This window comes from Micromonospora sicca (genome assembly GCF_003172935.1).
Taxonomy (GTDB): domain Bacteria; phylum Actinomycetota; class Actinomycetes; order Mycobacteriales; family Micromonosporaceae; genus Micromonospora; species Micromonospora sicca.
Window position 1 is genome coordinate 1 of the sequence record NZ_QGKS01000189.1, and the last position, 26951, is coordinate 26951.

Annotated in this window: 28 protein-coding genes and 1 pseudogene; 16 read left to right on the forward strand and 13 right to left on the reverse strand. The window is 74.0% G+C overall.

What is annotated here, in order from left to right:
• Positions 1-1130: serine/threonine-protein kinase (locus tag DKT69_RS11690; RefSeq protein WP_146231049.1), on the reverse strand; the 1130-nt coding region annotated here is incomplete at its 3' end.
• A gap of 172 nt (positions 1131-1302) precedes the next feature.
• Here DKT69_RS11690 and DKT69_RS11695 point away from each other — a divergent pair.
• The gene (locus DKT69_RS11695; protein WP_109801594.1) at positions 1303-1722 is read left to right on the forward strand and encodes a CBS domain-containing protein; all 420 of its coding nucleotides are present in this window, start codon (positions 1303-1305) and stop codon (positions 1720-1722) included.
• 72 nt (positions 1723-1794) lie between these two features.
• Here DKT69_RS11695 and DKT69_RS11700 read toward each other — a convergent pair whose 3' ends face one another.
• Together DKT69_RS11700 and DKT69_RS11705 are read right to left on the reverse strand one after the other, a co-directional pair.
• Positions 1795-2598, reverse strand: coding sequence for an MBL fold metallo-hydrolase (locus DKT69_RS11700; protein WP_109801595.1), 804 nt, complete (start codon positions 2596-2598; stop codon positions 1795-1797).
• 9 nt (positions 2599-2607) lie between these two features.
• Positions 2608-7182, reverse strand: coding sequence for an HAD-IC family P-type ATPase (locus DKT69_RS11705; protein WP_109801596.1), 4575 nt, complete (start codon positions 7180-7182; stop codon positions 2608-2610).
• 180 nt (positions 7183-7362) lie between these two features.
• Here DKT69_RS11705 and DKT69_RS11710 point away from each other — a divergent pair, with 180 nt between their 5' ends.
• The 6 genes from DKT69_RS11710 to DKT69_RS11730 all read left to right on the forward strand — a co-directional run bounded on the left by DKT69_RS11710 (position 7363) and on the right by DKT69_RS11730 (position 10795).
• A complete protein-coding gene (locus tag DKT69_RS11710; protein WP_109801616.1) occupies positions 7363-7668 on the forward strand; it encodes a hypothetical protein in 306 nt (101 codons plus the stop codon).
• A gap of 83 nt (positions 7669-7751) precedes the next feature.
• Positions 7752-8804: an MFS transporter gene (locus DKT69_RS11715; RefSeq protein WP_236647714.1), complete on the forward strand. Its 1053-nt coding sequence runs from the start codon at positions 7752-7754 to the stop codon at positions 8802-8804.
• Positions 8795-9148 carry a hypothetical protein gene (locus tag DKT69_RS39685; protein ID WP_236647716.1) on the forward strand — a complete coding sequence of 118 codons (354 nt, stop codon included), beginning with the start codon at positions 8795-8797 and terminating at the stop codon, positions 9146-9148. The genes DKT69_RS11715 and DKT69_RS39685 overlap by 10 nt, the downstream gene beginning before the upstream one ends.
• Before the next feature lie 15 nt (positions 9149-9163).
• The gene (locus DKT69_RS11720; RefSeq protein ID WP_109801597.1) at positions 9164-9946 is read left to right on the forward strand and encodes an SDR family oxidoreductase; all 783 of its coding nucleotides are present in this window, start codon (positions 9164-9166) and stop codon (positions 9944-9946) included.
• 37 nt (positions 9947-9983) lie between these two features.
• Positions 9984-10178 carry a hypothetical protein gene (locus DKT69_RS11725; RefSeq protein WP_109801598.1) on the forward strand — a complete coding sequence of 65 codons (195 nt, stop codon included), beginning with the start codon at positions 9984-9986 and terminating at the stop codon, positions 10176-10178.
• Between the two features lie 68 nt (positions 10179-10246).
• The gene (locus DKT69_RS11730) at positions 10247-10795 is read left to right on the forward strand and encodes a YbaK/EbsC family protein (protein WP_109801599.1); all 549 of its coding nucleotides are present in this window, start codon (positions 10247-10249) and stop codon (positions 10793-10795) included.
• An 88-nt stretch (positions 10796-10883) separates the two neighbouring features.
• Here DKT69_RS11730 and DKT69_RS11735 read toward each other — a convergent pair whose 3' ends face one another.
• The 5 genes from DKT69_RS11735 to DKT69_RS11755 all read right to left on the reverse strand — a co-directional run bounded on the left by DKT69_RS11735 (position 10884) and on the right by DKT69_RS11755 (position 14953).
• Entirely contained in the window at positions 10884-11516 is a 633-nt protein-coding gene (locus DKT69_RS11735; RefSeq protein ID WP_109801600.1) for a DsbA family oxidoreductase, read from the reverse strand.
• A 20-nt stretch (positions 11517-11536) separates the two neighbouring features.
• Positions 11537-11962, reverse strand: a complete 426-nt coding sequence (locus DKT69_RS11740) for a SufE family protein (protein ID WP_109801601.1) — start codon at positions 11960-11962, stop codon at positions 11537-11539.
• 66 nt (positions 11963-12028) lie between these two features.
• Positions 12029-12448 carry a CBS domain-containing protein gene (locus tag DKT69_RS11745; protein WP_109801602.1) on the reverse strand — a complete coding sequence of 140 codons (420 nt, stop codon included), beginning with the start codon at positions 12446-12448 and terminating at the stop codon, positions 12029-12031.
• Positions 12449-12503: 55 nt separating this feature from the next.
• A complete protein-coding gene (locus DKT69_RS11750) occupies positions 12504-14273 on the reverse strand; it encodes a proline--tRNA ligase (RefSeq protein ID WP_109801603.1) in 1770 nt (589 codons plus the stop codon).
• A 71-nt stretch (positions 14274-14344) separates the two neighbouring features.
• A complete protein-coding gene (locus DKT69_RS11755; protein WP_236647727.1) occupies positions 14345-14953 on the reverse strand; it encodes a TetR/AcrR family transcriptional regulator in 609 nt (202 codons plus the stop codon).
• An 83-nt stretch (positions 14954-15036) separates the two neighbouring features.
• On the opposite strand from DKT69_RS11755, the gene DKT69_RS11760 reads away from it, so the two are divergent.
• Entirely contained in the window at positions 15037-15783 is a 747-nt protein-coding gene (locus DKT69_RS11760; RefSeq protein ID WP_109801604.1) for an SDR family oxidoreductase, read from the forward strand.
• A gap of 45 nt (positions 15784-15828) precedes the next feature.
• Here the strand turns inward: DKT69_RS11760 and DKT69_RS11765 are convergent, their stop codons facing one another.
• The gene (locus DKT69_RS11765) at positions 15829-16011 is read right to left on the reverse strand and encodes a DUF397 domain-containing protein (RefSeq protein ID WP_109801605.1); all 183 of its coding nucleotides are present in this window, start codon (positions 16009-16011) and stop codon (positions 15829-15831) included.
• Entirely contained in the window at positions 16002-16805 is an 804-nt protein-coding gene (locus DKT69_RS11770) for a helix-turn-helix domain-containing protein (protein ID WP_109801606.1), read from the reverse strand. The genes DKT69_RS11765 and DKT69_RS11770 overlap by 10 nt, the downstream gene beginning before the upstream one ends.
• Positions 16806-17099: 294 nt before the next feature.
• On the opposite strand from DKT69_RS11770, the gene DKT69_RS11775 reads away from it, so the two are divergent.
• The 4 genes from DKT69_RS11775 (at position 17100) to DKT69_RS11790 (ending at position 20395) form a co-directional block, all read left to right on the forward strand.
• A complete protein-coding gene (locus tag DKT69_RS11775) occupies positions 17100-17426 on the forward strand; it encodes a hypothetical protein (protein WP_109801607.1) in 327 nt (108 codons plus the stop codon).
• 103 nt (positions 17427-17529) lie between these two features.
• The gene (locus DKT69_RS11780; protein WP_109801608.1) at positions 17530-18060 is read left to right on the forward strand and encodes a SigE family RNA polymerase sigma factor; all 531 of its coding nucleotides are present in this window, start codon (positions 17530-17532) and stop codon (positions 18058-18060) included.
• Positions 18057-19181 carry a TolB-like translocation protein gene (locus tag DKT69_RS11785; RefSeq protein ID WP_109801609.1) on the forward strand — a complete coding sequence of 375 codons (1125 nt, stop codon included), beginning with the start codon at positions 18057-18059 and terminating at the stop codon, positions 19179-19181. The genes DKT69_RS11780 and DKT69_RS11785 overlap by 4 nt, the downstream gene beginning before the upstream one ends.
• Positions 19182-19360: 179 nt before the next feature.
• Positions 19361-20395, forward strand: coding sequence for a hypothetical protein (locus tag DKT69_RS11790; RefSeq protein ID WP_201749596.1), 1035 nt, complete (start codon positions 19361-19363; stop codon positions 20393-20395).
• A gap of 64 nt (positions 20396-20459) precedes the next feature.
• Here the strand turns inward: DKT69_RS11790 and DKT69_RS11795 are convergent, their stop codons facing one another.
• Complete coding sequence (locus DKT69_RS11795; protein ID WP_146231050.1) at positions 20460-21989, reverse strand: gluzincin family metallopeptidase; 1530 nt, start codon at positions 21987-21989, stop codon at positions 20460-20462.
• A gap of 230 nt (positions 21990-22219) precedes the next feature.
• Here DKT69_RS11795 and DKT69_RS11800 point away from each other — a divergent pair, with 230 nt between their 5' ends.
• The 3 genes from DKT69_RS11800 (at position 22220) to DKT69_RS11810 (ending at position 24487) form a co-directional block, all read left to right on the forward strand.
• Positions 22220-22987 carry an SGNH/GDSL hydrolase family protein gene (locus tag DKT69_RS11800; RefSeq protein WP_109801611.1) on the forward strand — a complete coding sequence of 256 codons (768 nt, stop codon included), beginning with the start codon at positions 22220-22222 and terminating at the stop codon, positions 22985-22987.
• A 1-nt stretch (position 22988) separates the two neighbouring features.
• On the forward strand, positions 22989-23435 hold the full coding sequence (locus DKT69_RS11805) for an imidazolonepropionase-like domain-containing protein (protein ID WP_109801612.1): 447 nt from the start codon (positions 22989-22991) through the stop codon (positions 23433-23435).
• 149 nt (positions 23436-23584) lie between these two features.
• Positions 23585-24487: a sulfurtransferase gene (locus tag DKT69_RS11810; RefSeq protein WP_109801613.1), complete on the forward strand. Its 903-nt coding sequence runs from the start codon at positions 23585-23587 to the stop codon at positions 24485-24487.
• A gap of 78 nt (positions 24488-24565) precedes the next feature.
• Here DKT69_RS11810 and DKT69_RS11815 read toward each other — a convergent pair whose 3' ends face one another.
• Positions 24566-25147 (reverse strand): TetR/AcrR family transcriptional regulator, encoded by a 582-nt coding sequence (locus DKT69_RS11815; RefSeq protein WP_201749597.1) that lies wholly within the window; start codon positions 25145-25147, stop codon positions 24566-24568.
• A 100-nt stretch (positions 25148-25247) separates the two neighbouring features.
• On the opposite strand from DKT69_RS11815, the gene DKT69_RS11820 reads away from it, so the two are divergent.
• Positions 25248-26402: an FAD-dependent oxidoreductase gene (locus tag DKT69_RS11820; protein ID WP_109801615.1), complete on the forward strand. Its 1155-nt coding sequence runs from the start codon at positions 25248-25250 to the stop codon at positions 26400-26402.
• Here DKT69_RS11820 and DKT69_RS11825 read toward each other — a convergent pair.
• Positions 26399-26951 (reverse strand): annotated as a pseudogene (locus DKT69_RS11825) (MFS transporter); the annotation flags it as partial. The gene DKT69_RS11820 and the pseudogene DKT69_RS11825 sit on opposite strands and share 4 nt — an antisense overlap.

A 26951-nucleotide genomic window follows, 5' to 3' on the forward strand; every position in this document is an offset into this window, starting at 1 on the left:
GGGGCGGGCGGCACGGCGGGTTCGGCGACGGACGGGTCGGTGTCCGGGGTCAGCAGTGTGACGGCGGCCAGGGCGAGCAGCGCGACGCCCAGCACGGCGGCCGCCACCAGCAGGAGGACACGCCGGCGTCGGGTCGGCACCCGCCCGGTGCCGGGGCCGCGTGCCGGTGGAGCGGGTGCGACCTCCTGGGCCGGAGCGGCCGGGCCTCGACCTGCCACCTCGCGACCGTCCGGGCTCCGATCGGCGCCGGCGGGAGCGGGCGGGCCGGCTGCCACGGTGACCGGCGCGGCGGCCGCCGTCGCGGCATCGGACGAGGCCAGCAGGGCCGCGAGCCGGCCCCGGACCGTGGTGGCGTCGGTGGGCCGGTCGGCCGGGTCCTTGGCGAGCAGCTCGGACGCCAGGGCATCCAGGTCGACCGGTACGTCGGGCCGGCGCGTGCGCAGCGGCGGGGGCGGCTCGTTGACGTGCTGGTGCAGGACGCTGAGCGGGTCCCCGGAGAACGGCGGGACGCCGGCGAGCATCGCGTAGAGCGTGCAGCCCAGGCTGTAGAGGTCGGTACGGGGGTCGACCGGCCGGCCGAGCGCCTGCTCCGGTGACATGTACGAGCTGGTCCCCAGCTTCGTCGCCGGACCGGTGAGGGTGTTCTGCCCGCCCGCCGGCGGGAGCCGGGCGATGCCGAAGTCGCAGATCTTCACCGTGCCGGACGGAGTGACGATCAGGTTGCCGGGCTTGACGTCCCGGTGCACCACCCCGGCCACGTGCGCGGCGGCGATTCCGTCGCAGGCCTGCATCGCGATCGACACCGCCTGTTCGACGGGGAGCGGGCCGTCGGCGATCAGCGCCGCCACGGTCCGCCCCTCCACCAGCTCCATCACCAGGTAGGAGTCGTCCGCCTCGGTGCCGAAGTCGTACACGGCGACGATGTGGGGGTGGGTCAGCCGGGCCGCCGCGCGGGCCTCGCGGTCGAAGCGTTCGGCGGCCATCGGCTCGTCGAGGCCGGCCTCGGTGAGCACCTTGATCGCCACCGGCCGGTCCAGCCGCAGGTCCCGCCCCCGCCACACCTCGCCCATGCCGCCGGTGCCCAGCAGCTCCTCGGGCAGGTAGCGGCCATCCAGCAGACGTCTCAGCACCACGTCACTGTTTCCAGCCGCGGTCGTCGTTACACGGGGCGGCCGGTGGTGCGCCGGCTGGAATCGGGGTGGTCGGACGGGTCAGGTCTCCCGTTGGACGGTGTCGGAATGCATCGGGGCCGTCGGGGTAGGAGAACAGGCAACAACCCCCCGAAAGTGAGGTGTGATCCCCATGCCGACCGCACGCGAGATCATGACCAGTGACGTGACCTGTGTCCGGGAGCAGGACGACCTCAAGGCCGCCGCCCGCCGGATGGCGGAGCTCGGCGTCGGCTCGCTGCCGATCTGCGGCGACGACAACCGGCTCAAGGGCATGTTGACCGACCGGGACATCGTGGTGAAGGTGCTCGCCGAGGGCCGCGACCCGGGCAGAGTGACCGCCGGTGAGCTGGCCCAGGGCGAGGCGGTGACGATCGGCGCGGACGACGACGCGGCCGAGATCCTGCGGACCATGGGCAAGCACAAGGTGCGCCGGCTGCCGGTGATCGACGGGCACGAGCTCGTCGGGATCATCGCCGTCGCCGACGTGGCCCGGTCGCTGCCGGAACGCCCGGTGGGCGACCTCATCGAGGCCATCTCCGAGCGCTCCTGACCGGCCGCCGCACACCCGTCGCCGCCCCTCCGGCCCACGCCGGGGCGGGCGGCGATCCGCTTCCGGTCGCCCTCAGGCCGGTGGGGTCAGCGGTGCGGTCTCGCCGCGCAGGATGGTCCGGACCTGCCGGATGAAGCCGCGGCGGCGGGCCTCCGCGATGAAGTTGCGCAGCGGCGAGCGGAACACCGGGTAGTCGTCGTAGTGGATCGGCACGGTCAGCTTCGGGCGGATCAGCTCCACCACGTCGGCACCCTGCTGGGCGTCCATGGTGAGCAGGATGCCGGCGATCCTGGTGCCGCCGAGGTGGATCAGCATGGCGTCGATGTCCGGGTACCGCTCGGGGATCCGGGCGAGCTGCGGGCGGCTCAGCGTGTCCCCGGTGACGTAGAGCCGGAACTCCGGCGACCCGCCGCGTACCAGGTCGATCATCGTGCCCATCACGTCGGGCAGCAGCCGGTCCAGCACGCCGGGCCCGTGCTGCCCGGGCAGCGAGGTCAGCCGCAGCGTGGCGTCGCCGTGGTGCAGCTCGTACGAGTCCCAGGTGGGCAGGCCCTGCGCCGCCCCGAACCCCCAGCGGCGCAGCTTCTGTTCCGCCTGCGGCGTGGTGACGATCGGCAGCGACGGGTCCAGCCCGCGGCGGGCCACCCGGTCGAAGTGGTCGCCGTGCAGGTGGGACAGGACCACCGCGTCCAGGGTGGGCAGTTCGGGGATGGTCAGCGCGGGCTCCGTGCTCCGCTTCGACCACAGCCCCCGACCCAGGTACGCCCGCTGTCCCCGGTGCAGGAAGTTCGGGTCGGTGAGCAGGGTGAAACCCCCGATCCGGAGCAGGGTGGTGGCGGTGCCGATGAACGTCACCTCGGGCTGGTCGCTCGCCATGGTCGGGTCCTACCCGCCATCGGTGCGGGCATGCGGCTCGGCCGACGGTCGGACGCCGGGCTGCGGGAGGCGGTCGACGAGCCGGGTCAGGGCGCCGTTGGCGACGGTGGCGCCGAGCGCGGAGCCGGCGGCGATGGACCAGCCCACCGGGCCGAGCGGGGTGCAGCCGAAGAACTGGCTGACCCCGGGCGTCTGCACCACGGCGACCAGCACGCCGATCGACGTGGCGGTGGACGCCAGTACCGCGGGGCTGGTGCCGCCGGCCAGCACCGTCTGCCCGAGCTGGGTGCCGACCAGGGAGGCCAGGGCGACCGTGCCGGCCCGCCGACGTCGGCCGGTGTACCGGGCCAACGTCCAGCCGGCGGTCGCGCCCAGCGTGGTGGCGGTGGCCCGCAGCCCGATCTCCCGGGTCATCGTCTCGCCCAGCGAGGTGTCCGGACCCTCGCGCAGCAGGTCTTCGGCCCCGTCGGCGGCGGGCGGCCGGACCGCGATGGCCAGCGCCGGCGCCAGGTCGGTGAGCAGGTTGACCAGGAGCAGTTGTCGGCCGGTCAGCGCGGACCGGCCGGTCGACGCGGCGGTCAGCACGCTGAACCCGATCTCGCCCAGGTTGCCGCCGACCAGGATGCTCAGCGCGTGGCGGACCGAGGACCACATCGCCCGCCCCTCGACCAGGGTGGCGATGATGGTCTCCAGCCGGTCGTCGGTGACCACCAGGTCGGCCGCGGCGCGGGCCGCCGGGGTGCCGCGCTGGCCGAGGGCGATGCCCACGTCGGCCAGCCGGATCGCCGGCGCGTCGTTGGCGCCGTCCCCGGTCATCGCCACCGTCCGGCCGTGCCGCTGCAAAGCCTGGATGATGCGTACCTTGTGGGCGGGGGTGCAGCGGGCGACAACGTCGGTGTTGGTGAGCCGCTCGGCCAGGGCCTTGTCGTCGAGCCGGTCCAGCTCGGTCGCGGTGACCACGCGCTGCTCGCCGTTGTCGGGACTGATGATCGATGCGATCGCCTCGGCGGTGGCCGGATGGTCCCCGGTGATCATGATGGTGTGCACGCCGGCCTGCCGGATCCGCCGCACGGCGGGCGCGGCGCTCTCCCGGACGCCGTCGGCGAGCGCCAGGAAGCCGACGAAGACCAGCCCCTCGACCTGCTCGTCGGTCACCGTCTCCGTGCCGACCGCGCACTCGCCGACGGCGAGGACCCGGTGCCCGGCCCCGGCCCGTTCGGCGAGCATCCCGTGCAGCTCCGCCCGGCCCGCCTCGTCCAACGGCTCGTCCCCAGCGGCGGTACGCCGGGCCGCGCAGCGCGGCAGCACCGTCTCGGGGGCGCCCTTCACGCTCAGCAGCAGCCGGCCTTCGGTCCGTCCGACCGTGGCGTGGTAGCCCCGGGACGGCTCGAACGGCAGCCCGCCCACCGCCTCCCACTCCGCCGCGCCGGTCCGTTCCGTCACCCCGGCGGTGTCCGCGCCGCGGCGTACCGCCCGGTCGGTCTGCTGGGGCAGCTCGTCCGGTTCGGGCGCGGCGGGGGTGGCGCGCAGCGCGGTGGCCAGGGTCAGCTTGAGCGGCTCGTCCAGCCGGTCCGGCGGGGCGTGCCGGCCACCGCCGTCGCCCACCCCGGCGAGCAGCAGTTTCCCCTCGGTGAGCGTGCCGGTCTTGTCGAAGCAGAGCACGTCGACCCGGCCCAGCGCCTCGATGGTGCGCGGGTTGCGGACCAGCGCGCCGTGCTCGGCGAGCCGGCGGGCGGCGGCCAGCTGCGCGGCGCTGACCAGGAACGGCAACCCCTCCGGCACCGAGGCGACGGCCAGGTTCGCGGCGGTGGCCGCCGTCTCCGCCAGCGGTACGCCCCGGAGCAGCCCCGCCCCGGCCACCGCGATCGCCGACCCGGCGGCGAGCGGCAGCGCGGCACTGGTGAGCCTGCCCAGCCGGGTCTCCACGCCGCTGGCCGGGGGTGCCTGGCGGGCCAGGGCGAGGCTGCGGCCCGCCTCGGTCTCCTCCCCGGTCGCCACGACCACGGCGGTGCCGTGCCCGGCGGCGACGGTGGTGCCCTCGTACAGCATCGACCGCCGGTCGGCGACGGCGGCGGCCACCACCGGGTCCGGGGTCTTGCCGACCGGCAGCGACTCTCCGGTCAGCGACGACTCGTCGGCCTCCAGCCCGTCGGCGGTGAGCAGCCGGCAGTCGGCGGGGATCGCGTCGCCGGGGCCGACCGTGACCACGTCGCCGGGCGCCAGGTCCTCCGCGGCGACCACCTGCTCCGCACCGTCGCGGAGGACCCGCGCGGTCACCGCCGCGCGGGTCAGCAGCTCGGCCAGGGAGCGTTCGGTGTTGCGCTGGTGCACCGCGCCGATCAGCGCCGACCCGCCCACCACCCCGCCGACCAGGGCGGCGTCGACCAGCGAGCCGAACGCGGCGGAGAGCACCGCCCCGGCGGCGAGCACCGGGGTGAGCGGGTTGGCCAGCTCGTCGACGAACACCCGGAGCAGCCCGGACGGTCCGGCGGCCTCGCCGGTGACGCCATCGCGCCGGCGGGCCGCCTCGGCCGTGCTGAGCCCGTCCGGACCGGTGTCGAGCTGTCGCAGCACGGTCTCCACCGGCATCAGGTGCCAGGCGGTCACCGGCGGCACGGACCGGCGGGTGCGGTCCGGCAGCCGCCGGGCCCGCCACACGCCGTGCGCGAAGGCGAGCGCGGCGGCGCCGTTCACCGCGGCCAGGGCCCGGCCGGGGAGCTGCTGCGGGTCGGCGGTGAACGCGCCCAGCGCGCCGAGGCCACTGCCGGCCATCCCGATCCGGATGTTCTGCCCGGTCATCCGGCGGGCCACTCCGGTCGCCTCGATCAGCAGCGCGGGGATCCGCAGGTCGACGCCGACCAGCAGGTGGGCGCCCCACGGCGGGAGGTCGTCCGGGTCGGCGACGCCCAGGCCGCAGTCGGCGGCACCGAGCGCCGAGCGGTCGCCGGAGACCAGCATGACCACCGCGCCGTCGCGTTGCAGGGCGCGTACCGACTGGGTGAGTCGCGGGCCGCCGGGCAGCACGGCGTCGGCGAAGTCGTACCGGCCGTCGTCGTCACCGCCCACCACCAGCCGCAGTCCGGCCTGGCGGGCGGCGGTGGGGAGGGCGTCGACGCCGGGTGCCGGTGCGGGTTCCACCCGCAGCACCGCGGCGAGGGTGTCCCCCTGGGCGAGACCGAGCAGGGTGCCCCCGTCCTCCCGGAGCCGGCGGCTGTCCGGGGTGTCGCCGGGGTCGTCGGCGTCGATCCGGTCCAGTGGCCCGAGCCGCCACCCGTCGGCCTCCCGCAGCCCGTCGGGGGCCTCCGGGTCGAAGAGTGCGAAGGCCCGTGCGGCGACCTGACCGGTGTCCGCCCCGGGCAGCGGCGCCAGGTCGGCCAGCACGCCCCGGTCCGAGCCGAGGACCGCCGCGTCCAGCACCACCGTGTCGATCCGGTCGAGTTCCCGCAGCACGCTGCGGTCCATGACGATCACACCGCGCCGGGCCAGCATCCGGCCGAGCTGCGCCGCATATCCTTCGCGGCCGCTCCCCGGGGCCTTGGGCAGCGCGGACAGCGCCAGCGCGGCGGCCCGCTTCGGGCCGGCCACCGGGACCGCGACCGCGCCGGCGGCGGCGCCCGCGGCGAGCGACCGGGTCACGTACCGCTCGGCCGGCCCCGGCGGCGTCGGACAGGGGCGTTCGCCGGCGGGTACCCGGGCGACCGCCCGCTCCGGGTCGCCCGTCAGCCTCGGCTCGGCCTTCGACCAGGCGGCGAGCTGGGCGCGGGCCTCACCCCACTGCACCACCCGCTGCACGCCGTCCAGCACGATCCCGGTCCAGCCGCCGGCGAGCCCCTGGGCCACCGCCTCGGCGAGCGGGAAGAGCAGTTGGGCGCGGGGGTCCGCGCGCAGGCCCCGGTCGGCGAGGGCGTGCAGTTTCGGGTGCAGGTCGACTGCGGTGAGGAAGCCGGCGACCTCGCCGGGGACCGGTGTGAACGGCAGGATCCGGGTGGCCGCCGAGATGGTCAGGCCGAGCGCGTCGGAGGCCAGCGCGCCGAGGGTGCGGGGGGTGCGCGGCCCCTCCTCGGGCGGTTGCGGAGGCGCGACCTCAGGGTCGGGTTCGTGCGGGCAGACCCGCTCGGTCCGGGCGATCGTGGTGATCAGGTCGCGCAGCTGCGGCTTCGGCTCCTCGACGGCCACCACCACCCGGCCGGAGGGGGCGTTCACCCGGGCCCAGGCCACCCCGGGCATCCGCTCCAACGTCTGCTCGACCTGGCGGGCCAGCCGGTCTCCGCCGTCCTGGCAGACGCCGTGCACCTCGATGTGGTGCCGGCCGTCCCGGGACCACACCCGGCGGCGGGTCAGCCCGGCCACCCGGGCCAGCCGCGCCGCGACGTCGCCCACGCCGCGTGCGGTGTCGGCGACGGCCGCCGGCACGGGTGTCCGCCCGGCCAGGTCCCGCACGGCCGCGCCGCCGGGCACGGCGGAGGTGGCGGCCCGGGCCGCGTCCGGCACGGCGGCGGCGACGGTACGGACCGCGTGCGCGACGGCTTCCGGCACGCCGACCGGCGGCAGGAGCCGGCCGGCGACCCGGCCCAGCGACGTCATCGAGCGGTACGGCCGAGTCGCCGGCCCTGCTCCCCGGTGCCGCTGCCGCGCTCGCCGTACGCCATCTCGCCTCCCGCGCCTCGTCCCGGCGGCCTGGCTTCCCGACGGAGAGTCCGTTATGCCCTGCGAGCAGGGGAAGTTTCCCTGCCGGGCGGGGGCATGGACCGGGTCGCCGGTGGAATGCCGGTTCGGACGTCGATGGTGGGGCGAACCGGGGAGGTCGGGATGAGCACGCTGACGCGCAACCTCAGTGGGGGACACGAGACGCTCCGCACGTACGGCCGGCGGGTGGAGATCCCGATGCTCGGCGAGGTGGCGGTGCCGCCGCCGGACAAGGTCGCCTACTACGCCGGGCTCGGGGTGCTGGCCGCGCTGCAGGTCATCGAGTGGCCGTTGGCCCTGGTGATCACCGCCGGGCACCTGCTGGCCGACCAGCACATGTCCGGGCTGGTGAAGGGGGTGGGCGAGGCGCTGGAGTCGGCCTGACGAGACGGGGCTCACGGTTGACCTCAACCCGGGTTGAGGGCCGAGGCTGAGGGCATGCCGACCACACCCCGCGCGGCCCGCCGGTGACCGCCACCGCCGCTCCGGCCGCCCCGCCCGAGCACCTGTACGCCCCGCGCCTGCGGGCGATGACCGTGGGCAGCATCGCCCTGGTGTCCCTGCTGGCGTTCGAGGCGCTGGCCGTCGGCACCGCCATGCCGACGGTCGCCCGCAGCCTGGACGGGCTGGCCCTGTACGCGCTCGCCTTCGGTGGCCCGTTCGCCTCCGGCGTGGTCGCGATGGTGGTCTCCGGCATCTGGTGCGACGCGCGGGGACCCCGGGCGCCGATGTGGCACGGGGTGGCCTGGTTCGTGGTGGGGCTGCTGGTCGCCGGGAGCGCGTCGGCGATGGGGGTGCTGGTCGTCGGCCGGGTGGTGCAGGGCTTCGGCTCGGGCCTGCTGTCGGTGGCGCTCTACGTGATCGTGGGTCAGGCGTACCCGGAGGAGTTGCGGCGGCGGGTGTTCGCCGCGTTCGCGGCGGCCTGGGTCGTCCCGTCGCTGGTCGGTCCGGCGTTGGCCGGCCTGATCGTCGAGCACCTCGGCTGGCGGTGGGTCTTCCTGGCGGTGCCGGCGGTCGCGGTGCCGGCGGTGCTGCTGATCCAGCCCGGGCTGCGGGCGCTCGGCGCGACGGCGCCGGTCCGGCCGCCCGCGGGCGCGGCGGCCCGGATCGGCTGGGCCTGCGGGGCGGGGGCGAGCGCCGAACTGCTGCACTACGGGGGGCAGCAGCGCGGCGCGCTCGCGGTCGGCCTGGTGGGGGTGGCCCTGGTCGGGTTGCTCGGCTGCGCGCCGCGGCTGCTGCCGGCGGGTTTCCTGCGGGCCCGGCGGGGGCTGCCGACGGTGATCGGGCTGCGTGGCCTCGCCTCGGCGGCGTTCGCCGGGGCGGAGGTGGTGATCCCGTTGATGCTCTCCCGGGAGCGCGGGTTCGCCCCGACCGCGGCGGGTCTGGTGCTCACCGTGGGGCGGTCTCCTGGTCGGCCGGCTCCTGGCTCCAGGGGCGGTTGCGTACTCCGCGCTCCGCCGCCACGCTGCCCCGGGCCGGGCTGGGCTGCGTCACCGCCGGTACGGCCGTCGTGGCGCTGACCGTCGTGCCGGCCGTGCCGGTGCCGTTCGCGGTGCTCGGCTGGGCCACGGCCGGGCTCGGGATGGGGTTGCTCTACCCGTCCCTGTCGGTGCTCACCCTGGCCCTCTCCGCCTCGGGTGAGCAGGGCCGGAACAGCTCCTCGCTGCAATTGGGCGACTCGTTGTTCGCCGCCACCGTGCTGGCGCTGACCGGCGCGGTGCTGGCTGTCGGCCCGGCGCCCGGTCCGGCCGGGTACGCGGCGACGCTCGCGGTGGCGGCCGGCTGCGGGCTGCTCGGCGTGCTGCTCGCGGGCCGGGTGGTGGTGCCGTCACGAATGGGGATGCCGGCTCGTCAGTCCGGGTGAGACAGGGGGCGGTTCATGAGGGTTCTGGTCACCGGGGCGAGCGGCCGGCTCGGGCGGGTGGTGCTGCCGACGCTGCTCGGCGAGGGTTTCGCGGTGCGGGCGATGAGCCGGCACCGGCGCGACGACCCCCGGGTGGAGTGGGTGGTGGCGGACCTCGCGACCGGGGAGGGGCTGACCGGGGCGGTCGGCGGCGTCGAGGCGGTGCTGCATCTGGCCTCCGCGCCGGGCGGTGGTCGTACCCACGACGTCGACGTGCTCGGCACCCGGCGACTGGTCGTCGCGACCGGGTCCGCCGGCGTACGGCATCTGGTGCACGTCTCGATCGTGGGGATCGACCGGGTGCCATTCGGCTACTACCGCCACAAGCTGGCCGCGGAGGAGGTGGTCCGGGCCGGTGCGGTGCCGTGGAGCATCCTGCGGGCGACCCAGTTCTCGGAGTTCCTGGACGAGCTGCTGCGGTCCGCCAGCCGGTTCGGCCCGACGATCGGGGACCGGGCGGTGCTCGCCCAGCCGGTCGACCCGGGCGAGGTGGCGGCCCGGCTCGCCGCGCGGCTCGCGGCCGGTCCGTCGTACGCGGTCGAGGAGTTCGCCGGGCCGCAGGTGCTCCGGTTCGACGAGGCGGCACGCGCCTGGCGGGCGGCCCGGAACTCCCGCCGGCCGCTGCTGCCGGTACGGATTCCGGGGCGGCTGGGCCGGGCGCTGCGGTCCGGCGGGCTGACCACCGCAGCGACCCCGACCGGCACCCGGACCTGGGCGGATCATCTCGCTGACACGTACGGGGGAACCGGGCGGAGATGAAAGCGTCGGCGATTCACCTTCGCTTTAGCGTGGCCGCATGCTCGTTTTCGTCACCACGGTGATCCTCTACGTGTTCGGTTTCGTCTTCCTCTACGGCGTGATCCGGCTGGGTGTCCGGCACGGGATCGAGGACGTCGAAGCGCACCGCATCCAGGCGGCCCGGGCGGAGGAGCTCGCCTCGTTCCAGGACCGGACCTTCGCCCGCGAGAACGCCTTCCTCACCGGCAGCTGACCTCGGCCGAGCCGCGGGCAGGGTCTACCGAGCGCAACCGGGGCGCGGGTGCGAGGATCGCATCCGTGATGGGGACGCTGAAGACCGAGCCGGCCCGCGCCCGGCTGGACCTGCTGGCACCGCCGGTGGCCGCCGCGATCGAGCGGTGGCCGGCCGAGGCACCGGTCGACGTGGACGACGTGCTGGTCGCGCCGATCGACGCCGAACTGGCCGACACGGCCGCGTTCTGCGCGGCGTACGAGGTGGGGCTCGACGTGTCGGCCAACTGTGTGGTGATCGCCGGCAAGCGGGAGGGCGAGATCCGGTACGCCGCCTGCATCGTGCTCGCCACCACCCGGGCCGACGTGAACGGGGTGGTCCGCCGGACGCTGAACGTGCGCAAGGCCAGCTTCGCGCCGATGGCCGACGCGGTGGAGCTGACCGGCATGGAGTACGGCGGCATCACGCCGATCGGCCTGCCGGAGCAGTGGCCGATCCTGGTCGACTCGCGGGTGATCGCCACCCCGCACGTGATCATCGGGTCCGGCGTACGGCACAGCAAGATCGCGCTGCCCGGGCCGGCGCTCGGCGCGTTGCCGGGGGCGACGGTGGTGGACGGGCTGGCCAGGCCGGCCTAGATCATCGCGGGCGTCGATGCGGTTGCACGTGAAACATCACGATCATCGATGAACGTCCGGTGTCGGTCGACACCGGATGTCCACGTCGTCAGGCCGCCGACTCCCGCTGGTCGACCTCGCGGAGGGCGGCGAGCAGCGTCTCCGGCTCCTGCGCGCCGGTGACGGCGTACTTCCCGGCCAGCACGAAGGTCGGCACGCTGGTCACCCCGAGCTGGTGGGCGGCGGCCAGGTCGGCGGCGACCTCGCGCCGGCCGACGTTCGAGTCCAGGTACTCCCGGGTCTCGGCCTCGTCCAGGCCGACCTCGGCGGCGAGCTTGACCAGCGCGTCCTTCGAACCGACGTCGATCCCGTCGGTGAAGTGCGCCCGGTAGAGCGCGTCAATCATCTCGGCCGCGCGACCGCGCTCGGTGGCGAACCGGATCAGCCGGTGCGCCTCGAAGGTGTTGGAGTGCACCGCCCGGTCGAAGCGCATGTCCAGGCCGACGCCGGCCGCGACCTGCGACACCTGGGCGAACATCGCCTCGGCCCGCTCCCGGCCGCCGAACTTCGCGCCCATCGCCTCGACCAGCGGCTTCGGCTCGGTGACCGGCGTCGGGTCCAGCTGGAACGGCCGGTACCGGACGGTCACCTCACCGTCGTACGACTCGAGGGCCTGCTCCAGCCGGCGCTTGCCGATCCAGCACCAGGGGCAGACCACGTCGGCGTAGATTTCGATCTCCATGAACGGGGTGAACGCCCAGCTCAGCCGGCTTGTTCCCGGACCTGGCGCTTGAGCCGGGCCAGGATCGCGGTCCCGCCGCGCACCCGCAGCGGGCTGATCGCCTGGGCCAGCCCCATCCGCTGGTAGAGGTCGTCCGGCACGGCCAGCACCTGCTCGGCGTTCGCCCCGGCCAGCCCCTCGGCGAGGATGCCGGCGAAGGCGCGGGTGGTCGGCGCCTCCGGCGGGCAGTCGAACCAGGTGAGCACCGTCCCGTCCGGCTGGACCTGGGCGCGCAGGAAGAACGCCGTCTGGCACTCGGGGACCTGCTCCATGCCCGCCCGGTCGATCTCCGCGGGCAGGGGCGGGATGACGTCGGCGTACTCGAGCAGCATCTCCAGGACCAGGTCGCGGGGCGCGGCGGCGAACTCGTCGACGATCTCGGCCAGCTTGGTCGGCATCTCGGGCATCCCGTCAGGCTACCGCCGTCGCCGCGGCGCCCACCCGGGTCGGCGGAGGGCGCCGCGTCGACCGGGTCACATGTTCGGGGCGGCCTCGCTGATGTCGCTGAGGGCGGAGTTCGGGTCGAGCTGCATGGCCAGGTCGCCCAGCGAGACGATGCCGACCAGCTTGCGGTCGTTGTCGCAGACCAGCACCCGCCGGATGTTGCGCTCGCGCATCAGCGCGGCCGCCTCGCTCGCGGTGGAGTGCTGCTCGATCATCACCACCTCGCGGGTGATGATCGAGCCGATGGTGGTGGTCCCCGGGTCGGCGCGTTCGGCCACCGCCCGCACCACGATGTCTCGGTCGGTCAGCATGCCGGCGAGGGTGGCCCCGTCGGTGACCACCACGTCGCCGATGTCCGCCTCCTTCATCACCCTGGCCGCCTCGTCCAGCATGGTCTCCGCCGGGAGGTAGACCACCTGCTTCGTCATCACGTCGCTGACCCGGTACATGAGAGCCCTCCGCAAACCTCGGTCGATCCCGCAGCGGTACCCGGTGGCGCGTCCGCTACACCCCGTCGCGGCGCGCCGCGCGCACCTCGACGACGAGCCGCTCGACCAGACCGTCCAGCGGCAGCTCGACCCGCTCGCCGGCGGCCCGGTCGCGCAGCTCGACGTACCCGTCGGCGAGCCGGCGGCCGACCACGACGGCGCGCGGGATGCCGATCAGCTCGGCGTCGGTGAACTTCACCCCGGCCGAGACGTGCGTCCGGTCGTCGACCAGCACCCGCAGGCCGGCGGCGGCCAGGCGTCCGCCGAGGTCGAGTGCCGCGTCGAGCTGCGGCCCCTTCCCGGCCGCCACCAGGTGTACGTCGCACGGCGCGACCGCGGCGGGCCACACCAGACCCCGCTCGTCGTGGTGCTGCTCGGCGACCGCCGCCACCGCCCGGGACACCCCGATGCCGTAGCAGCCCATGGTCGGCCGGACCGGCTTGCCCGCCGGCCCGAGCACGTCGACGGCGAACGCGTCGGTGAACCGCCGGCCGAGCTGGAAGATGTGCCCGATCTCGATGCCCCGGCGGATGGTCAGCTCGCCGACCTCGCACGCCGGGCAGGCGTCGCCCGCGCGCACCTCGGCCGCCTCGATCGTGCCCGCCGGGGTGAAGTCCCGACCGCAGACCACGTCGACCGCGTGCCGGCCCGGCTCGTTCGCCCCGGTCAGCCAGGTGGTGCCGGTGACCACCCGGGGGTCGACCAGGTAGCGGACGCCGAGCTTCTCCAGGATCTGCGGCCCGATGTAGCCGCGGACCAGCTCGGGGTGGGCCGCCCAGTCGTCGAAGACCGCGACCGTGGCCGGATGCAGCGCCGCCTCGACCCGCTTGAGGTCCACCTCCCGGTCGCCGGGCAGCCCGATCACCAGCAGCTCGGACTCCTCGGTGCCGGGCCGGCGCACGGTCAGCACCACGTTCTTCAGGGTGTCCGCGGCGGTCCAGGCGCGCCGCCCGCCGAGGCCGCGCGCGTTCGCCAGCTCGACCAGCGAGGCGATCGTCGGGGTCTCCGGGGTGTCGTGCACCTCCAGCGCCGGGTGCGCGTCCGGGTCACCGGTCGCCGGGGCGCGGGTCACCACCGCCTCGGTGTTGGCGGCGTAGTCGCAGGCCGTGCAGCCGACGAAGGTGTCCTCGCCGACGGGTGTGGCGGCCAGGAACTCCTCCGACGCCGAGCCGCCCATCGCCCCGGACATCGCGTGCACCACCGTGTAGTCCAGCCCGAGCCGGTCGAAGACCCTTCGGTACGCGTCGCGGTGCCGGTCGTACGCCGCTTGCAGACCCGCCTCGTCCAGGTCGAACGAGTACGCGTCCTTCATCAGGAACTCGCGCCCGCGCAGCAGGCCGGCCCGCGGCCGGGCCTCGTCCCGGAACTTCGTCTGGATCTGGAACAGCGTCACCGGGAAGTCGCGGTACGACGAGAAGAGGTCCTTGACCAGCAGCGCGGCCAGCTCCTCGTGCGTCGGGGCGAGCAGGTGCTCCGCGCCCTTCCGGTCGGCGAGGGTGAAGATGTCGTCGCCGTACTCCGCCCACCGCCCGCTGGTCCGGTACGGCTCCGCCGGCAGCAGTGCCGGGAAGTGCACCTCCTGGTCACCGATCGCGGTCATCTCCGAGCGGACGATCTCGGTGATCCGGTCCAGCACCAGCTTGCCCAGCGGCAGCCAGGTGTAGCCGCCCGGCGCGGCCCGGCGGACGTAGCCGGCGCGGATCAGCAGTCGGTGGCTCGGCACCTCTGCGTCCGCCGGGTCCTCGCGCAGGGTCCGGAGCAGCAGGGTCGACATGCGCAGCAGCATTGCCGCAGCGTACGGCGGGCGCGATGGGAGGGGCGATCCAATTCGTCGGGTGCGTGGCCGTGCACCGGTGGTCAGCGCAGTCCGCGGATGAGGTTGTCGATCAGGGTGCGGGCGAAGTCCTCGGTCAAGGGCTGGTCGGGCAGGAGGAGGCGGTGGTAGCAGGCGCCCCAGAGTTGGTCGACGACGGACTCAGGGTCGATGTCGGCACGTAGCTGTCCGCGGGCCACGGCTCTGGTGAGGGCCTCGACGGCGAGGGCGCGGCGGGGCCCGGAGTAGCGCTCGCGGTACGCGGTGGCCAGGTCCGGGTCGGTCTGGGCCTGCGCGATGAGTTGGCTGATCACGCGCCCGGCGGGGGTGTCCCGCATGAGGCGGACGAATGCGGTGAGCTGGTCGGTCAGGTCGACGATTATGTCGCCGGTGTCGGGGAAGGCGAGGGCCGGGCCGACGACGGTGAAGTAGCCGTCGAGGGCGAGGGCGCCTCTGGAGGGCCACCATTTGTAGATCGTCATGCGGCTGGCACCGGCCTCGGCGGCCACCTTCTCGATGGTGAAGCCCGCCATGCCCTGCGCCAGCAGCAGGTTTCCGGCGGCGGTGAGGATCTCGGCGCGGACCTGGTCGGCGGGGCGGCGGCCCCGGCCGCGTCGGGGCGTTGCCGCGGCACCTGGTGTGGCTTCGGACACCAGCCGTCTCCTTATATGGACACCGTGTCTTCGTCTTGATTATATGGACACAGCGTACACGACAGCGATGGCAGGAGGATCCCATGACCACGCCAACCACCCACACCGACCGGGTCGCGATCGTCACCGGCGGTTCCCGAGGCATCGGTGCCGAGAGCGCCCGACGCCTCGCCGCCGACGGGTTCGCGGTCGTGGTCGGCTACGCCGGCAGCGCCGCCGAGGCCGACCGGGTCGTCTCCGACATCACCACCGCCGGTGGCAGGGCGGTCGCGGTACGGGCCGACGTCGCCGACGAGACCGCCGTCGCCGCCATGTTCGAAATCGCCGAGCAGACGTTCGGTGGCGTCGACGTGGTGGTGAACAGCGCCGGCATCATGATCCTCGCCCCCTTGGCCGACTTCGACCTCGACGCGTTCGACCGGATGCAGCGCGTCAACGTGCGCGGCACGTTCGTCGTCGACCAGCAGGCCGCCCGCCGGCTGCGCGCCGGTGGGGCGATCATCAACCTCTCCACCTCCGTGCTCGGACTGGCCCTGCCCACCTACGCGGCCTACATCGCCAGCAAGGGCGCCGTCGAGGGGCTCACCAGGGTCCTGGCCCGGGAGTTGCGCGGCCGGGACATCACCGTCAACGCTGTCGCCCCCGGGCCCACCGCCACCGACCTGTTCCTCGAGGGCAAGGACGAGGAGACCATCGCCCGGATGGCCGCGCAGCCGCCGCTGGAGCGCCTGGGCACCACGGACGATGTCGCCACCGTGGTGGCGTTCCTGGCCGGACCCGCCCGCTGGATCAACGGCCAGGTCATCCGGGTCAACGGCGGGATCGTCTGACCCGGCGAGGCCGCACCGCGGACATCACCACGCTCGCCCCGAGGCTCAGCGGCGCTTGGCGTTCTCGATGAAGGTGCGCCAGGTATGGGGGGCGAAGGTGAGGGCCGGGCCGGTCGGGTCCTTGCTGTCGCGGACGCCGACGACGCCAGGCAGGTTGTCGGCCACCTCGACGCACTCGCTCTGAGCGCTGCGGGTGGACTTGCGCCAGATCGCGCCGATCAGCTCCATGACGTCATCACTTCCTTCATCAGGTCGACCGACCGTCCGCGAGGTAGTGCCTCGCTTCGGACACTCTCCCACCTGGACAGAAGGACTGCCAGATCGTCCTCCTTGTCGATCACCGCGCCGCCGAGCTGGTTCTCCAGGTAGCCGACCCATCCGCCATCCGAGCCCCGCGCAAGACTGAACGGTCCCGCGAGTCCGACGTGCAGGCTGACCTCGGCAGGGACGATGTGCACGCTGACTTTCGAGCGTTCGACGCACTCGATCAGGTGCGCGATCTGCTGGCTCATGAGCCCTCGGAAGCTCTCGTCAGCCCGCCTGAGGACGAGTTCATCCATCACGGCCACGAACGTCGTCAGGTTCGGCTGCGTCAGGATTGACTGTCGGTCCATCCGGACCGCGAGCCGCTTCTCCACCTCGTCGTCGCCGAGCATGGCGTCGGTGCGGATGATGGCTCGGGCGTAGTTCTCGGTCTGGAGCAGGCCGGGCACAAGGCTCGGCTGGTAGCAGCGCAACTGCTGTGCTTGCCGCTCGGCTTCCAACCACGGCCGGAACCAGCTCGGCTGTCCGTCCCGTTCCGCCAGCTTGAGCAGGGACGTCAACAGCCCGCCCGTGCCCAGCACCTCGTCGGCCCGCTTGAGGAGGAACCGGTCGAGCGGCCGTTGGCCCAGCTCGACCGCGGACACCTGGGAGCCGGAGAAGTGGACCAGCTTCCCGAACTCCTCCTGACTCAGCTCAGCGTTCATCCGCAGCCGGCGCAGCTGTGCCCGGATCAGCTCCGCGGTCGGCTCACCTTCCACGCTTCCTCCACGATTCTCCCGGCGTCTCCACGGCTTTCCCGCGCCGAGGGCACAGCCGACCTGACCTCGCCACGGCCGGCGTCGATGCCTTCCGAGCGTAGTTCCGTCCTCAGCAGACTGTCACGTAGCGGGCCGCCTCCGTCCGGCCCGCTGCGGGGCCGCCCGTGATCCCCCGATGCAGGGGCGGCCCCGGCTCCGTACTGCTGAAGGAGGTCGAGATGCGCAACCCATTCCACTCGTTCCGGTGCCGGACCGACAACGTCGTGTGCCGGTGATCCCTCCGGTCCGCTTCCGGTGCCCCGCCTCGGGCCGTACCCGGACCGGCCGCGGCCGTACCCGCCGGGCCACCCGCCGCACCTGCCGATCCGCCCGCTGTGGGTGTGCCGGGCCTGCGGGCTGCCGTGGCCGTGTGCCGAGGCCCGGCTGCTCCTCAAGGTCGACTACGACGCCAGCCCCGTCGACCTGGCCATCTACCTGTCCGGGCTCTACCACGAGGCGACCCACGACCTGTTCCGGCTGAACCCGCACGACGGCCCCACCCCGCGGGAGCTGTTCGAGCGGTTCGTCGCCTGGGGTCCGTACCGGAGAGGGTTGGTCGACCCGCCGACCGGCGACCGGTGATCGGCCGAAACTTCTCATCGAGGCACGGCAACCACCGCGGCTGAGGGTGACGTCTGGAGGGGCGTCAGGATGATGCACCACCTCACCCCAAGGATCGGCTCGTGTGGACCCTCTGCTGAGTGAGTTCGACTCGTTCGTCCGTCACCGGACCCCCGCGCTCCTGCGCTCGGCCTACCTGCTCACCGGCGACCAGCACCTGGCCGAGGACCTCGTCCAGTCGGCGCTGGCCCGGACCCACCGGTCCTGGAGCCGGCTGCACGACAGCGGCAACGCCGAGGCGTACACCCGCAAGATCATGTACCACCTCCAGGTCTCCTGGTGGCGACGGCGTCGGGTTCCCGAGTCGATGCCGGGCGACCTGCCCGAGCCGCGCGGAGGCGACTCGGCCCCCGACCACGCCCAGCAGACCACCCTCCGGCTGACCCTGCGGGCGGCGCTGGCGAAGCTCTCCGCCAAACAGCGCGCCGTGCTGGTCCTGCGGTTCTTCGAGGACCGCACCGAGGCCGAGGCCGCCGACCTGCTCGGCGTCACCGTCGGCACCGTCAAGAGCCAGACCTCGAAGGCGCTGGCCAAGCTGCGCACCGTCGCCCCGGAACTCGCCGAGCTGTACGTCCTGGAAGGAAGCGCCCGATGAACCACGACCGTTTCCGGCTCGACCTGGCCGGGCTGGCCGACGAGGTCACCCCGGTCGACCTGCGGGACCGGGCCCTGCGTACCTCCCGCCGGCTCGGCATCCAGCGGGCCGTGGCCACCTCGGCCGCCGCGCTGGTGATGATCGCCGCCGCCACCGGGACCGCCCTGGCGATCCGGCCGAACGGGCAGGGGCCCGCGCCGCAGCCCGCCGGCCCGTCGACCAGCGTCAGCCCGCCTCCGGTCGAGGTCACCCCGATCCCGGAGCCTTCGGCGAGCGCCGAGGCGACCAACTCGCCGGCGAAGCCGCCGTCCGTCCTCGCCGGCACCCGGTACTACCTGGAGACCACGTCCACCAAGGCCCGGATCCACGCCGTCCGGGGCAGCTCGGACCAGGTGGTCCACCAGCTCCCGTTCGCTACCTACGGCTGCGAGGCCAACACCTTCACCGTCTCGCCGGACGGCAAGCGGGTGGCCTGGGTGCAGGACAGCACCGACGGTGGCACCAGTGGCGTGCTCCTGGCCGGCACGATCGGAGAGCGGGGGGCGACGAGGCTGCTGGAAGACGTCAACTGCCTCGGCCCCCGGCCGCTGGTCTGGAAGGGTAGCGACCTGCTGATGGTGGGCCGGAAGAGCGGGCAGTCGGTGCTGTTCGACGTGGCGGCCAACAAGCGGGTCAACGGTGACCCAGGGCAGGAGACCGACCGTTGCTGGTCCGCCGACGGCCGGTGGCTGGCCGCGGTGTCGGAGGGCAAGCCGTACGTGACGGACGAGACGCAGTCGCGGCAGTACACCTACACGCCGCCGAAGGACGAGGCCGCCCACTGGGACGGCTGGCAGGTGCGCAGCGTGTCGTTGGATGGCCGGTACGTCTCGGTCGGTTGGGTAGGCACCGATCCGTCCCGCCACGACGACAGCTTCGCGGTGGTCGACACCACCACCAGCAAGGTCGTGGACCTGCCGGTCCAGGGTGAGATCCGCAGCATCATGTTCACCGTCGACAACAAGGTGATCGTGAAGCGGGCGAACGGCATCACCGTCCTGGACACCAACTTCACGTCGCTCGGCCCGGTCGCCGAAACCGCCCCCGTCCGGAACATGTGGCTGCTGGCGTACGCGCCCTGAGTCGTTGACCACGATCCCCACAGGCCCTCAGCACGCTGGTGCTGGGGGCCTGTGCCGTGGCTGGATCAGGTCGCGGCCATCTGCCGAAACTCTTTCTCGGAGGCGGCAACCCGCCATCGAGAAGCCGACGTCTGGGAATGTGTCACACCGTCGCACCACCGAATCCGAGGACTGGAACCGTGAACGTTTTCGTCTCCGCCCCCGCCGCCCGCACCGCTCCTCTCCGTAGCCTCCGCCGGGCCGTGGCCCTCTCGGCCGCCGCGCTCGCGATGATGGCTCCGAGCGCCTGCGGCGAGGGCAGGAACGCTCCGGCCGCCTCCGCCTCCGCCTCCGCCGCGCCGTCCGCTATCACCACCGCGGCTCCGGTCAGCAACTCTGACGCCTCGACCGCCGCGCTCACCGGCACCCGCTACTACCTGGGGATGACCGACCGGGAGGCGGTGATCCACGCCGTCCGGGGTGACGCCGACCGGGTGACCGCCCGGATTCCGCTCGGCTCCGGCGACTGCGTCCGCAACACGATCACCATCTCGCCGTACGGCGAGCGACTGGCCTGGGTGGAGGGCGGCGTCTCCCAGAGTGCCGGCACCCTGGTGACGTCGAGGGTCGACGGATCACAGAAGCGGACCGTCGGGCGGAAGGTGCCCTTCTCCGGGAAGGCCGACTGTCTCGGCAGCAACCCGCTGGTCTGGAACACCAACGACCTGCTGATGGTCCAGCAGAACGGCCACCCGGTGCTCATCGACGTGCCGGACAACAAGCCGGCCGACGGCGACGCGGGCAACGAGACCCTCAAGTGGTGGTCCGCCAACGGGCGCCGGTGGGCCGCGGTGTCCGAGGGCAGGCCGTACGCCGCCACCGAGAGCGGGCCGAACTTCTACCGCTACACCCCGCCGAAGGCCGAGGCCGCGCACCACGACGGGTGGCGGGTCCGGAGCGTGTCGATGGACGGCCGGTACGTCGCGGTCGGCTGGATGAACACCGACCCGTCCCGTAACGACGGCAGCTTCGCGGTGGTCGACACCACCACCAGCAAGGTGGTCGACCTGCCCGGCGGGGGCGACATCCGCAGCATCATGTTCACCGCCGACGGCAAGGTGATCGTCCGCCGGGCGACCGGCATCACCGTCCTGGACAGCACCTTCAAGTCGCTCGGCACGGTCGAGGAGCCGGCCGACGTGAGCGGCCTGACGCTGCTGGCGTACGCGGCCTGAGCGATCCACCACGGCGCAGAGCGGCGGTGGGGCCACCGGAGGTGTCCCCACCGCCTGCCCGCGCTCAGCGCACCTTGGCCTTGAGGTAGGCGAGCCACCCCTTCTCGAACTCCTCGTACGACACCCCGAGGACGTCCCGCGTCACCTCTCCGATCTTCCTGCTGCGGTAGTGCTCGGCCACGAGCTGGAACATCTTCTGCTCCCCGTACCGCTCGACGAGGTAGCCGATGGCCGAGTGGCCCAGCCAGTAGTGGTAGCCGACCCGGCCCTCCTGGTCCCAGGTCAGCCTGCCCGGCAGCGAGTACGGCAGGCCGATCTCCCGGATCACCGCCCGGGAGTCCGCCGTACGCTCGCTGGTCAGCCAGGGCTTCCGGCCGTTGCCCAGGTACTCCGCGAACCCCTCGACCAGCCACGTCTCCCGCTCGGCGAGCAGATGCGAGCCCGGGGCGCGGGCGGTGAGGTTGCCGACCAGGGCGTGGCCGATCTCGTGCCGGAAGAGGTTCAGCTGCCGCTCCCGGGTGCCCCTGGTGAAGTGGTACGCGTCGCGGACGTCGACCACCACCCGGGTCGCCCCGACCACGGGGCCCTTCTCGTCGCTGTTGAGCACACCCTCCGGCGGCACCGGGATCGCGACCCCGGACTCGGTGGGCGTCTCCTTCGTGGTCCGGTAGAGGGAACCCAGCTCGGCGCGACCCTTTACCAGGGAGATGACGAAACCCGACGGCGCCGGGGCGCCCACCCCGCCGGCCTGCCAGGCGGCCAGGTCGGCCACCGCGGCCTGCTCGGCGATCGGGGCGTACCGCTGCGCCTCCGCCCGCAACGACGAGTCGACGATCAGCAGCGTGTGCGGCGTCCGCTCGACGTGGATGCTCCGCCACTTGTCCCACGGGGCCGGGTAGTGGGTGATCGCGTCCCGCTTGCGCTCCGCCGGGACGCCACCCGCGTGGGTGACCTTCAGCGGGGCGTCCTTGTCGGTCTGGACGATCGTCCATCGGTACCACTCCTCGACGGGGCCGAGGTCGAAGCCGTCGAAGCGGTGCACGAACGCCACCGTCACGTCGACCTCGTGCCCGCCGCCCACCGGCCGGAAGTCGCCCTTGGTGAGGTACTCGAAGCGGACGTCGGCCAGCGGCAGCACGCTCAGGTTCCGGTACAGGCTGGTCTGCTCCGCGACCAGGCCCTTCGTCGTCGGATCGAACGGCGCGACGAACGTCTTCTCGTTCCGTTCCGCGAGGGCCTTGGTGTGCGCCGCCAGCAGCGCCTCGATCTTCTCCTGCCTGATCGGGTTGTACCTGTCGTCGAGCGCGGCGGCCGAGGCGTCGTTCCGCTCGTCGAGGTACGACTTCAGCCCGACGAGCGAGACCGCCGCGCACAGGAACAGGGCCAGCACCGCCGCGCCGAGCCCGATCCAGAGGCCGCGCCGGGACCGCCGGCCCGGTGCGGGCGGCGGAGCGTACGCCCCCGGTGGCGGGTAGGGCGGCGGCCCGTACGGCACGGGTGCGCCGTACGGGCCGGCCGGCGCCGGGTGGGCGGGCGGTGGGCCGTACGGTCCGGGGTGTCCCGGTGGGGGAACGGAGGGCGGTCCCTCGGTCATGGCTGGCGTCCTCGCTCGGGTCCGACGGATCGGGGCCGCCGTCCACTCGGGACCGCCCCCGATTGGGATCGAGGCGTCATTATTTCCGCCCGAGCGCCCGATTTTCTGCCCCGCGTCACCGCCGGCGGCGTGGGCCACGCCACGTCCGTCCGCGGCGGGCGCCCGCCGGCCACCTCCGGTGCCAGACTGGACGACACCGATGGGAACCCGGGAACCGGAGGGCACAACAGGTGCGCTGGCGCAGTTTCGTGGCGGTGGGCGACAGCTTCACCGAGGGCATGGACGACGCGTATCCGGACGGCACCTACCGCGGTTGGGCGGACCTGGTGGCCACCCGGCTCGCCGCCGAGGCCGGCCCGGACTTCGGGTACGCCAACCTGGCGATCCGGGGCCGCCTCTTCCCGAGCGTCGTGGCCGAACAGGTGCCGGCCGCTCTGGCCATGAAGCCCGACCTGATCAGCTTCGCGGCCGGCGGCAACGACGTGCTGCGCCGGACCTTCGACCCGGACTCGTTCGTCGCCCGCTTCGACGACGTGGTGGGCGAGCTGCGCTCCGGCGGGGCGGACGTGATCCTCTTCCGGTTCGCCGACGTGATGGCCCGGCTGCCCGGCCAGCGCCTCGTGGCGCCCCGGGTGACCCTGCTCAACCGGGTGGTGGGTGAGGTCGCGGAGCGGCACGGCGCGATCCTGGTCGACCTGTACGCCGACGACACCTACCTCAACCCGATGCTGTGGAGCACCGACCGGCTGCACCTGTCGGCGGCCGGGCACCGGCGGGTCGCCGGGCAGGTGCTGACCGCACTCGGCGTCGGCTGCGACGAGGACTGGCTGATGGTGCCGCCGCACCCGGCGCCGACCCCGTGGCTGGCCGCGCGCGCCGCCGACCTGCGGTGGGCCGGCCAGCACCTGGCGCCCTGGATCAAGCGCCGGTTGACCGGCCGCTCCTCCGGCGACACCGTCACCCCGAAGCGCCCCGTCCTCGGCCCGCTCACCGACTGAGGTGCGGACCATCCACGCCGCCCCGCTGCTGCGGCACACGCTCGACGACGAGCCGACGCCGGGCGGGGCGGTGCTGATCGTCGGCAACCGGATCGAGGCGGTCGGCCCGCTGGACGAGTTGGTGGCCGCGTACCCGCAGGTGCGGGTGCGGCGATGGGACGGCATCCTCGGGCCCGCGCTGGTGCACGACGGGCCGCTGCCGCCCGCTCCCACCCCGCGAGAACGGGTGCACGCGCTGTTCCGGCTCGGGGTCGGCGCGGTGCTCGCCGCGCAGCTGACCGACCCGGAGCTGCGCGCCGCGGCCGTCCGCAACGGGGTCGCGGTGCTGGACTCACCCCGGCCGCCGGCGCTGATCCCGACCGGCCGGGCGGACCTGGCCGCCTTCGCCGACGACGGGACGTGCATCGCTACGGTGGTGGCGGGCCGGCTGGTGCACCGCCGCGCCTGACCGCCGGTCGGGGCGGCCCGGTCTGCCGCCGTGCGGTCATCTTCTGTGGTCGGCGGGTCCCGCGACCGCCAGGTGCGGCCGGTCACATCCGCTGCCCCCGATTTCCGATCACCGGCCGCCGCCCAAGGATCGGGCGTACCTTGGGGCTCATGCCTGTGCCGAGCGATCCGAATCCCCGCCTCCAGTCGTACGCCGACCCGCAGCGCCTGGTCACGACGGAGTGGCTGGCCGAACACCTGGGCGACGAGGGACTCGTCGTGGTGGAGTCCGACGAGGACGTGCTGCTCTACGACACCGGTCACCTCCCGGGCGCCGTCAAGGTCGACTGGCATACCGAGCTGAACGACCAGGTGACCCGGGACTACCTGGACGCGAAGAGCTTCGCCGAGCTCTGCGCCGCCAAGGGCATCGGCCAGAACGACACGGTGGTCTTCTACGGCGACAACTTCAACTGGTGGGCCGCGTACGCCCTCTGGGTCTTCTCCCTCTTCGGCCACCCGGACGTGCGGCTGCTCGACGGCGGCCGGCAGAAATGGATCGCCGAGGGGCGGGAGCTGACCCGGGAGAAGGTGACCCGCCCGCGCGCCGAGTACCCGGTGCCGGTGCGGAACGACGCGCCGCTGCGGGCATTCCGCGAGCAGGTGATGGCGCACGTCGCCGCCGGTCGTCCGCTGGTCGACGTGCGCTCGCCCGGTGAGTACACCGGCGAGATGCTGCACATGCCGGACTACCCGCAGGAGGGCGCGCTGCGCGGCGGGCACATCCCGGGGGCGGTGAGCAAGCCGTGGAAGTCCGCCGCGAACGACGACGGCACCTTCAAGTCGGCCGACGAGCTGCGGGCGATCTACGCCGACCAGCTCGGGCTGAGCCCGTCGGACGACGTGGTGGCGTACTGCCGGATCGGGGAGCGGTCCAGCCACACCTGGTTCGTGCTGCGCCACCTGCTGGGTTACCCGCAGGTCCGCAACTACGACGGCTCGTGGACCGAGTGGGGCAACCTGGTCCGGGCGCCTGTCGTGAAGGGCGACCAGCCGGGCGGCATCACCGGCTGATCCGTTCCGCGCCGCCGACGGCCGTGGTCACCCCGGGTGGCCACGGCCGTCGCCGTTCGCGCCGGACCGGCTGCTGGGTCAGGGGGTACCCGGGACCGGGCCGGTCAGGTAGCGCTGGAGGGTCGGGGCGACCCAGGCGACCAGCTCGGCCGGTTCCGCGTCCACCATCGGCGGCAGGCCGACGATGTAGCGGGTGAACGCGAGTCCGAGGATCTGGCTGGCCACCAGGCCGGCGCGGCGGGCGGTGGTTGCCGGGTCGGTGCCGAACCGGGCCACGGCCGCGCCGAGCTGGTCGGCGAAGATGGCCCGCATCCGTTCGGCCGCGCCCGGGTTGGTGCTGGCCGCCCGGAGCAGGGCGGCGAGGGTCTCGTCGCCCTCCCACCGGTCCAGGAAGTGCCGGACCAGCACCTCGCCGAGCCGCCCGGTGGGCACGCCGGCCAGCTCGGGCAGGCGCAGGTCGAACTCGGCCGCCGCGGCGAAGAGCCCCTCCTTGTTGCCGTAGTAGCGCATGACCATGGACGGGTCGATGTTGGCGTCGGCGGCGATGGCCCGGATGGTGGCCCGGTCGTAGCCGTCGGCGGCGAACCGTTCGCGGGCCGCGCGGAGGATCGCGGCGCGGGTGGCGTCGGAGCGGCGGGCGCGAGGCGCGGCGTCGGTCATGTCCACGACTGTATGCCAACAAGCGTTGACATCGACACCGGCCCACGTCTAACGTTGCCAACAAGTGTTGGCAAACACTTGTTGGCAATGGAGGTGGGCCATGCTGCCCGAACGCACCGACGTCCTCGTGGTCGGGGCCGGACCGACCGGCCTGACCGTGGCCGCGACCCTGGCCGGACGCGGCGTCGACGTGACCGTGGTCGACCGGCTGGCCCAACCTCCGGTCACCTCCCGCGCCGCCGTCGTGCACGCATACACCCTGGAAGAGCTGGACCGGATCGGGGCCGCCGCGCCGCTGGTGGCCCGCGGGCTGCCCGCGCCGCGCTTCACCGTGCGGGACCGGGACCGGGTGCTGCTCAGCGTCCCCTTCGGCACGCTGCCGTCCCGCTACCCGTACGCGCTGATGGTCTCCCAGTCGGAGACCGAAGCGGTGCTCACCGCACGGCTCACCGCGCTCGGCGGCCGGGTCCTCCGGCCGTACGAGATGACCGGCCTGACCCCCGACGAGGGCGGCGCGACGGTCGCCTTTGCGGACGGCGCGACGGTCCGGGCCCGCTGGGTGGTCGGCGCCGACGGCATGCGCAGCACCGTGCGCGAGCTGGCCGGGATCGGGTTCGGCGGGTCCGCCGGCCCGGGGGAGTCGTTCCTGCTCGCCGACGTCCGGGTGGACAGCGCCCTGCCCCGCGACCAGGTCGCCCTCTTCCTGGCCCGCCAGGGGCCGCTGGTCTGGGCGCCGCTGCCGGGCGGCGTGGTCCGGCTGGTCGCCGCGGTGGCCGACGCGCCGCCCGACCCGGGCGCCGAGCGGTTCCAGGCCCTGCTCGACGAGCGGGGGCCGGCCCGCCGGCCGGACCGGGTGACCGAGGTGCTGTGGGCCTCCCGGTTCCGGGTCCACCACCGGATCGCCGACACGTTCCGGGCCGGGCCGGTGCTGCTCGCCGGGGACGCCGCGCACGTGCACAGCCCCGCCGGCGGGCAGGGGATGAACCTCGGCATCTGCGACGCGGTCGCCCTCGGCGGCACCCTTGCCGACGTGCGCGACGGCGGACCGGACGCGCTCCTCGACGACTGGGCCGCCGCGCGCCGGCCGCGCGCCGAGGACGTCGTCGGCTTCGCCGACCGGATCACCCGGCTCGCCACCGTGCCCCCGGCCGGTCGCCCCCTGCGCGACGTGCTGCTCCGCACCGTCTCCGCGCTGCCGCCGGCCCGGCAGCGGCTCGCCCTGCGGCTCTCCGGCCTGAACCACCGCCCCACCTAGGCGACCCCGGCGGGGCGGGCGTCGCGCTCCGACTTCGGCGCCCGCCACGCCGCGAGCGTGACCAGCGCGAAGACCGCCGCCGCCGCGCCGACCACCGGCGCCACCCCGTACGCGGCGCCGGCCAGCCCGGCGAGCGCGGCCCCGACCGGTGCGGTCAGCAGCGCGACGACCCGCTGCGCGGCGCCCACCCGACCGAGCAGTTCGGGCGGGACCCGACCCTGGCCGTACGCGGCCCTGAGGCTGTTCCACACGGTGCTGCCGGCGGCGAAGACGGCCAGCGTGAACCCGCCCGCCACCGGCTGCCGGACCAGCGCGAAGCCGGCCAGGGCGACGGTCTGCACGGCCAGCACCGCGCGGAGCGCGGGCACCGTACCGAGCCGGGCGGCGATCCACCCCGCCCCGAGCGCGCCGACCAGCCCGCCCAGCACCACCGCCGTCATGAAGAGCCCGTACCCGGCCGCCGGCACCCGCAGCACCTCCAGCGCGTAGAGCACCAGCACCGCCATCAGCGCGCTGATCGCCAGATTCGTCCCCGCACTGACCACCGCC

Coding starts and splice junctions, on each gene's coding strand:
- DKT69_RS11695 (WP_109801594.1), top strand. CDS start 1,303: ATGCCGACCGCACGCGAGATCATGACCAGTGACGTGACCTGTGTCCGG.
- DKT69_RS11700 (WP_109801595.1), bottom strand. CDS start 2,598: ATGGCGAGCGACCAGCCCGAGGTGACGTTCATCGGCACCGCCACCACC.
- DKT69_RS11705 (WP_109801596.1), bottom strand. CDS start 7,182: ATGACGTCGCTGGGCCGGGTCGCCGGCCGGCTCCTGCCGCCGGTCGGC.
- DKT69_RS11710 (WP_109801616.1), top strand. CDS start 7,363: ATGCCGGTTCGGACGTCGATGGTGGGGCGAACCGGGGAGGTCGGGATG.
- DKT69_RS11720 (WP_109801597.1), top strand. CDS start 9,164: ATGAGGGTTCTGGTCACCGGGGCGAGCGGCCGGCTCGGGCGGGTGGTG.
- DKT69_RS11725 (WP_109801598.1), top strand. CDS start 9,984: ATGCTCGTTTTCGTCACCACGGTGATCCTCTACGTGTTCGGTTTCGTC.
- DKT69_RS11730 (WP_109801599.1), top strand. CDS start 10,247: ATGGGGACGCTGAAGACCGAGCCGGCCCGCGCCCGGCTGGACCTGCTG.
- DKT69_RS11735 (WP_109801600.1), bottom strand. CDS start 11,516: ATGGAGATCGAAATCTACGCCGACGTGGTCTGCCCCTGGTGCTGGATC.
- DKT69_RS11740 (WP_109801601.1), bottom strand. CDS start 11,962: ATGCCCGAGATGCCGACCAAGCTGGCCGAGATCGTCGACGAGTTCGCC.
- DKT69_RS11745 (WP_109801602.1), bottom strand. CDS start 12,448: ATGTACCGGGTCAGCGACGTGATGACGAAGCAGGTGGTCTACCTCCCG.
- DKT69_RS11750 (WP_109801603.1), bottom strand. CDS start 14,273: ATGCTGCTGCGCATGTCGACCCTGCTGCTCCGGACCCTGCGCGAGGAC.
- DKT69_RS11760 (WP_109801604.1), top strand. CDS start 15,037: ATGACCACGCCAACCACCCACACCGACCGGGTCGCGATCGTCACCGGC.
- DKT69_RS11765 (WP_109801605.1), bottom strand. CDS start 16,011: ATGGAGCTGATCGGCGCGATCTGGCGCAAGTCCACCCGCAGCGCTCAG.
- DKT69_RS11785 (WP_109801609.1), top strand. CDS start 18,057: ATGAACCACGACCGTTTCCGGCTCGACCTGGCCGGGCTGGCCGACGAG.
- DKT69_RS11795 (WP_146231050.1), bottom strand. CDS start 21,989: ATGACCGAGGGACCGCCCTCCGTTCCCCCACCGGGACACCCCGGACCG.
- DKT69_RS11810 (WP_109801613.1), top strand. CDS start 23,585: ATGCCTGTGCCGAGCGATCCGAATCCCCGCCTCCAGTCGTACGCCGAC.
- DKT69_RS11815 (WP_201749597.1), bottom strand. CDS start 25,147: ATGACCGACGCCGCGCCTCGCGCCCGCCGCTCCGACGCCACCCGCGCC.
- DKT69_RS11820 (WP_109801615.1), top strand. CDS start 25,248: ATGCTGCCCGAACGCACCGACGTCCTCGTGGTCGGGGCCGGACCGACC.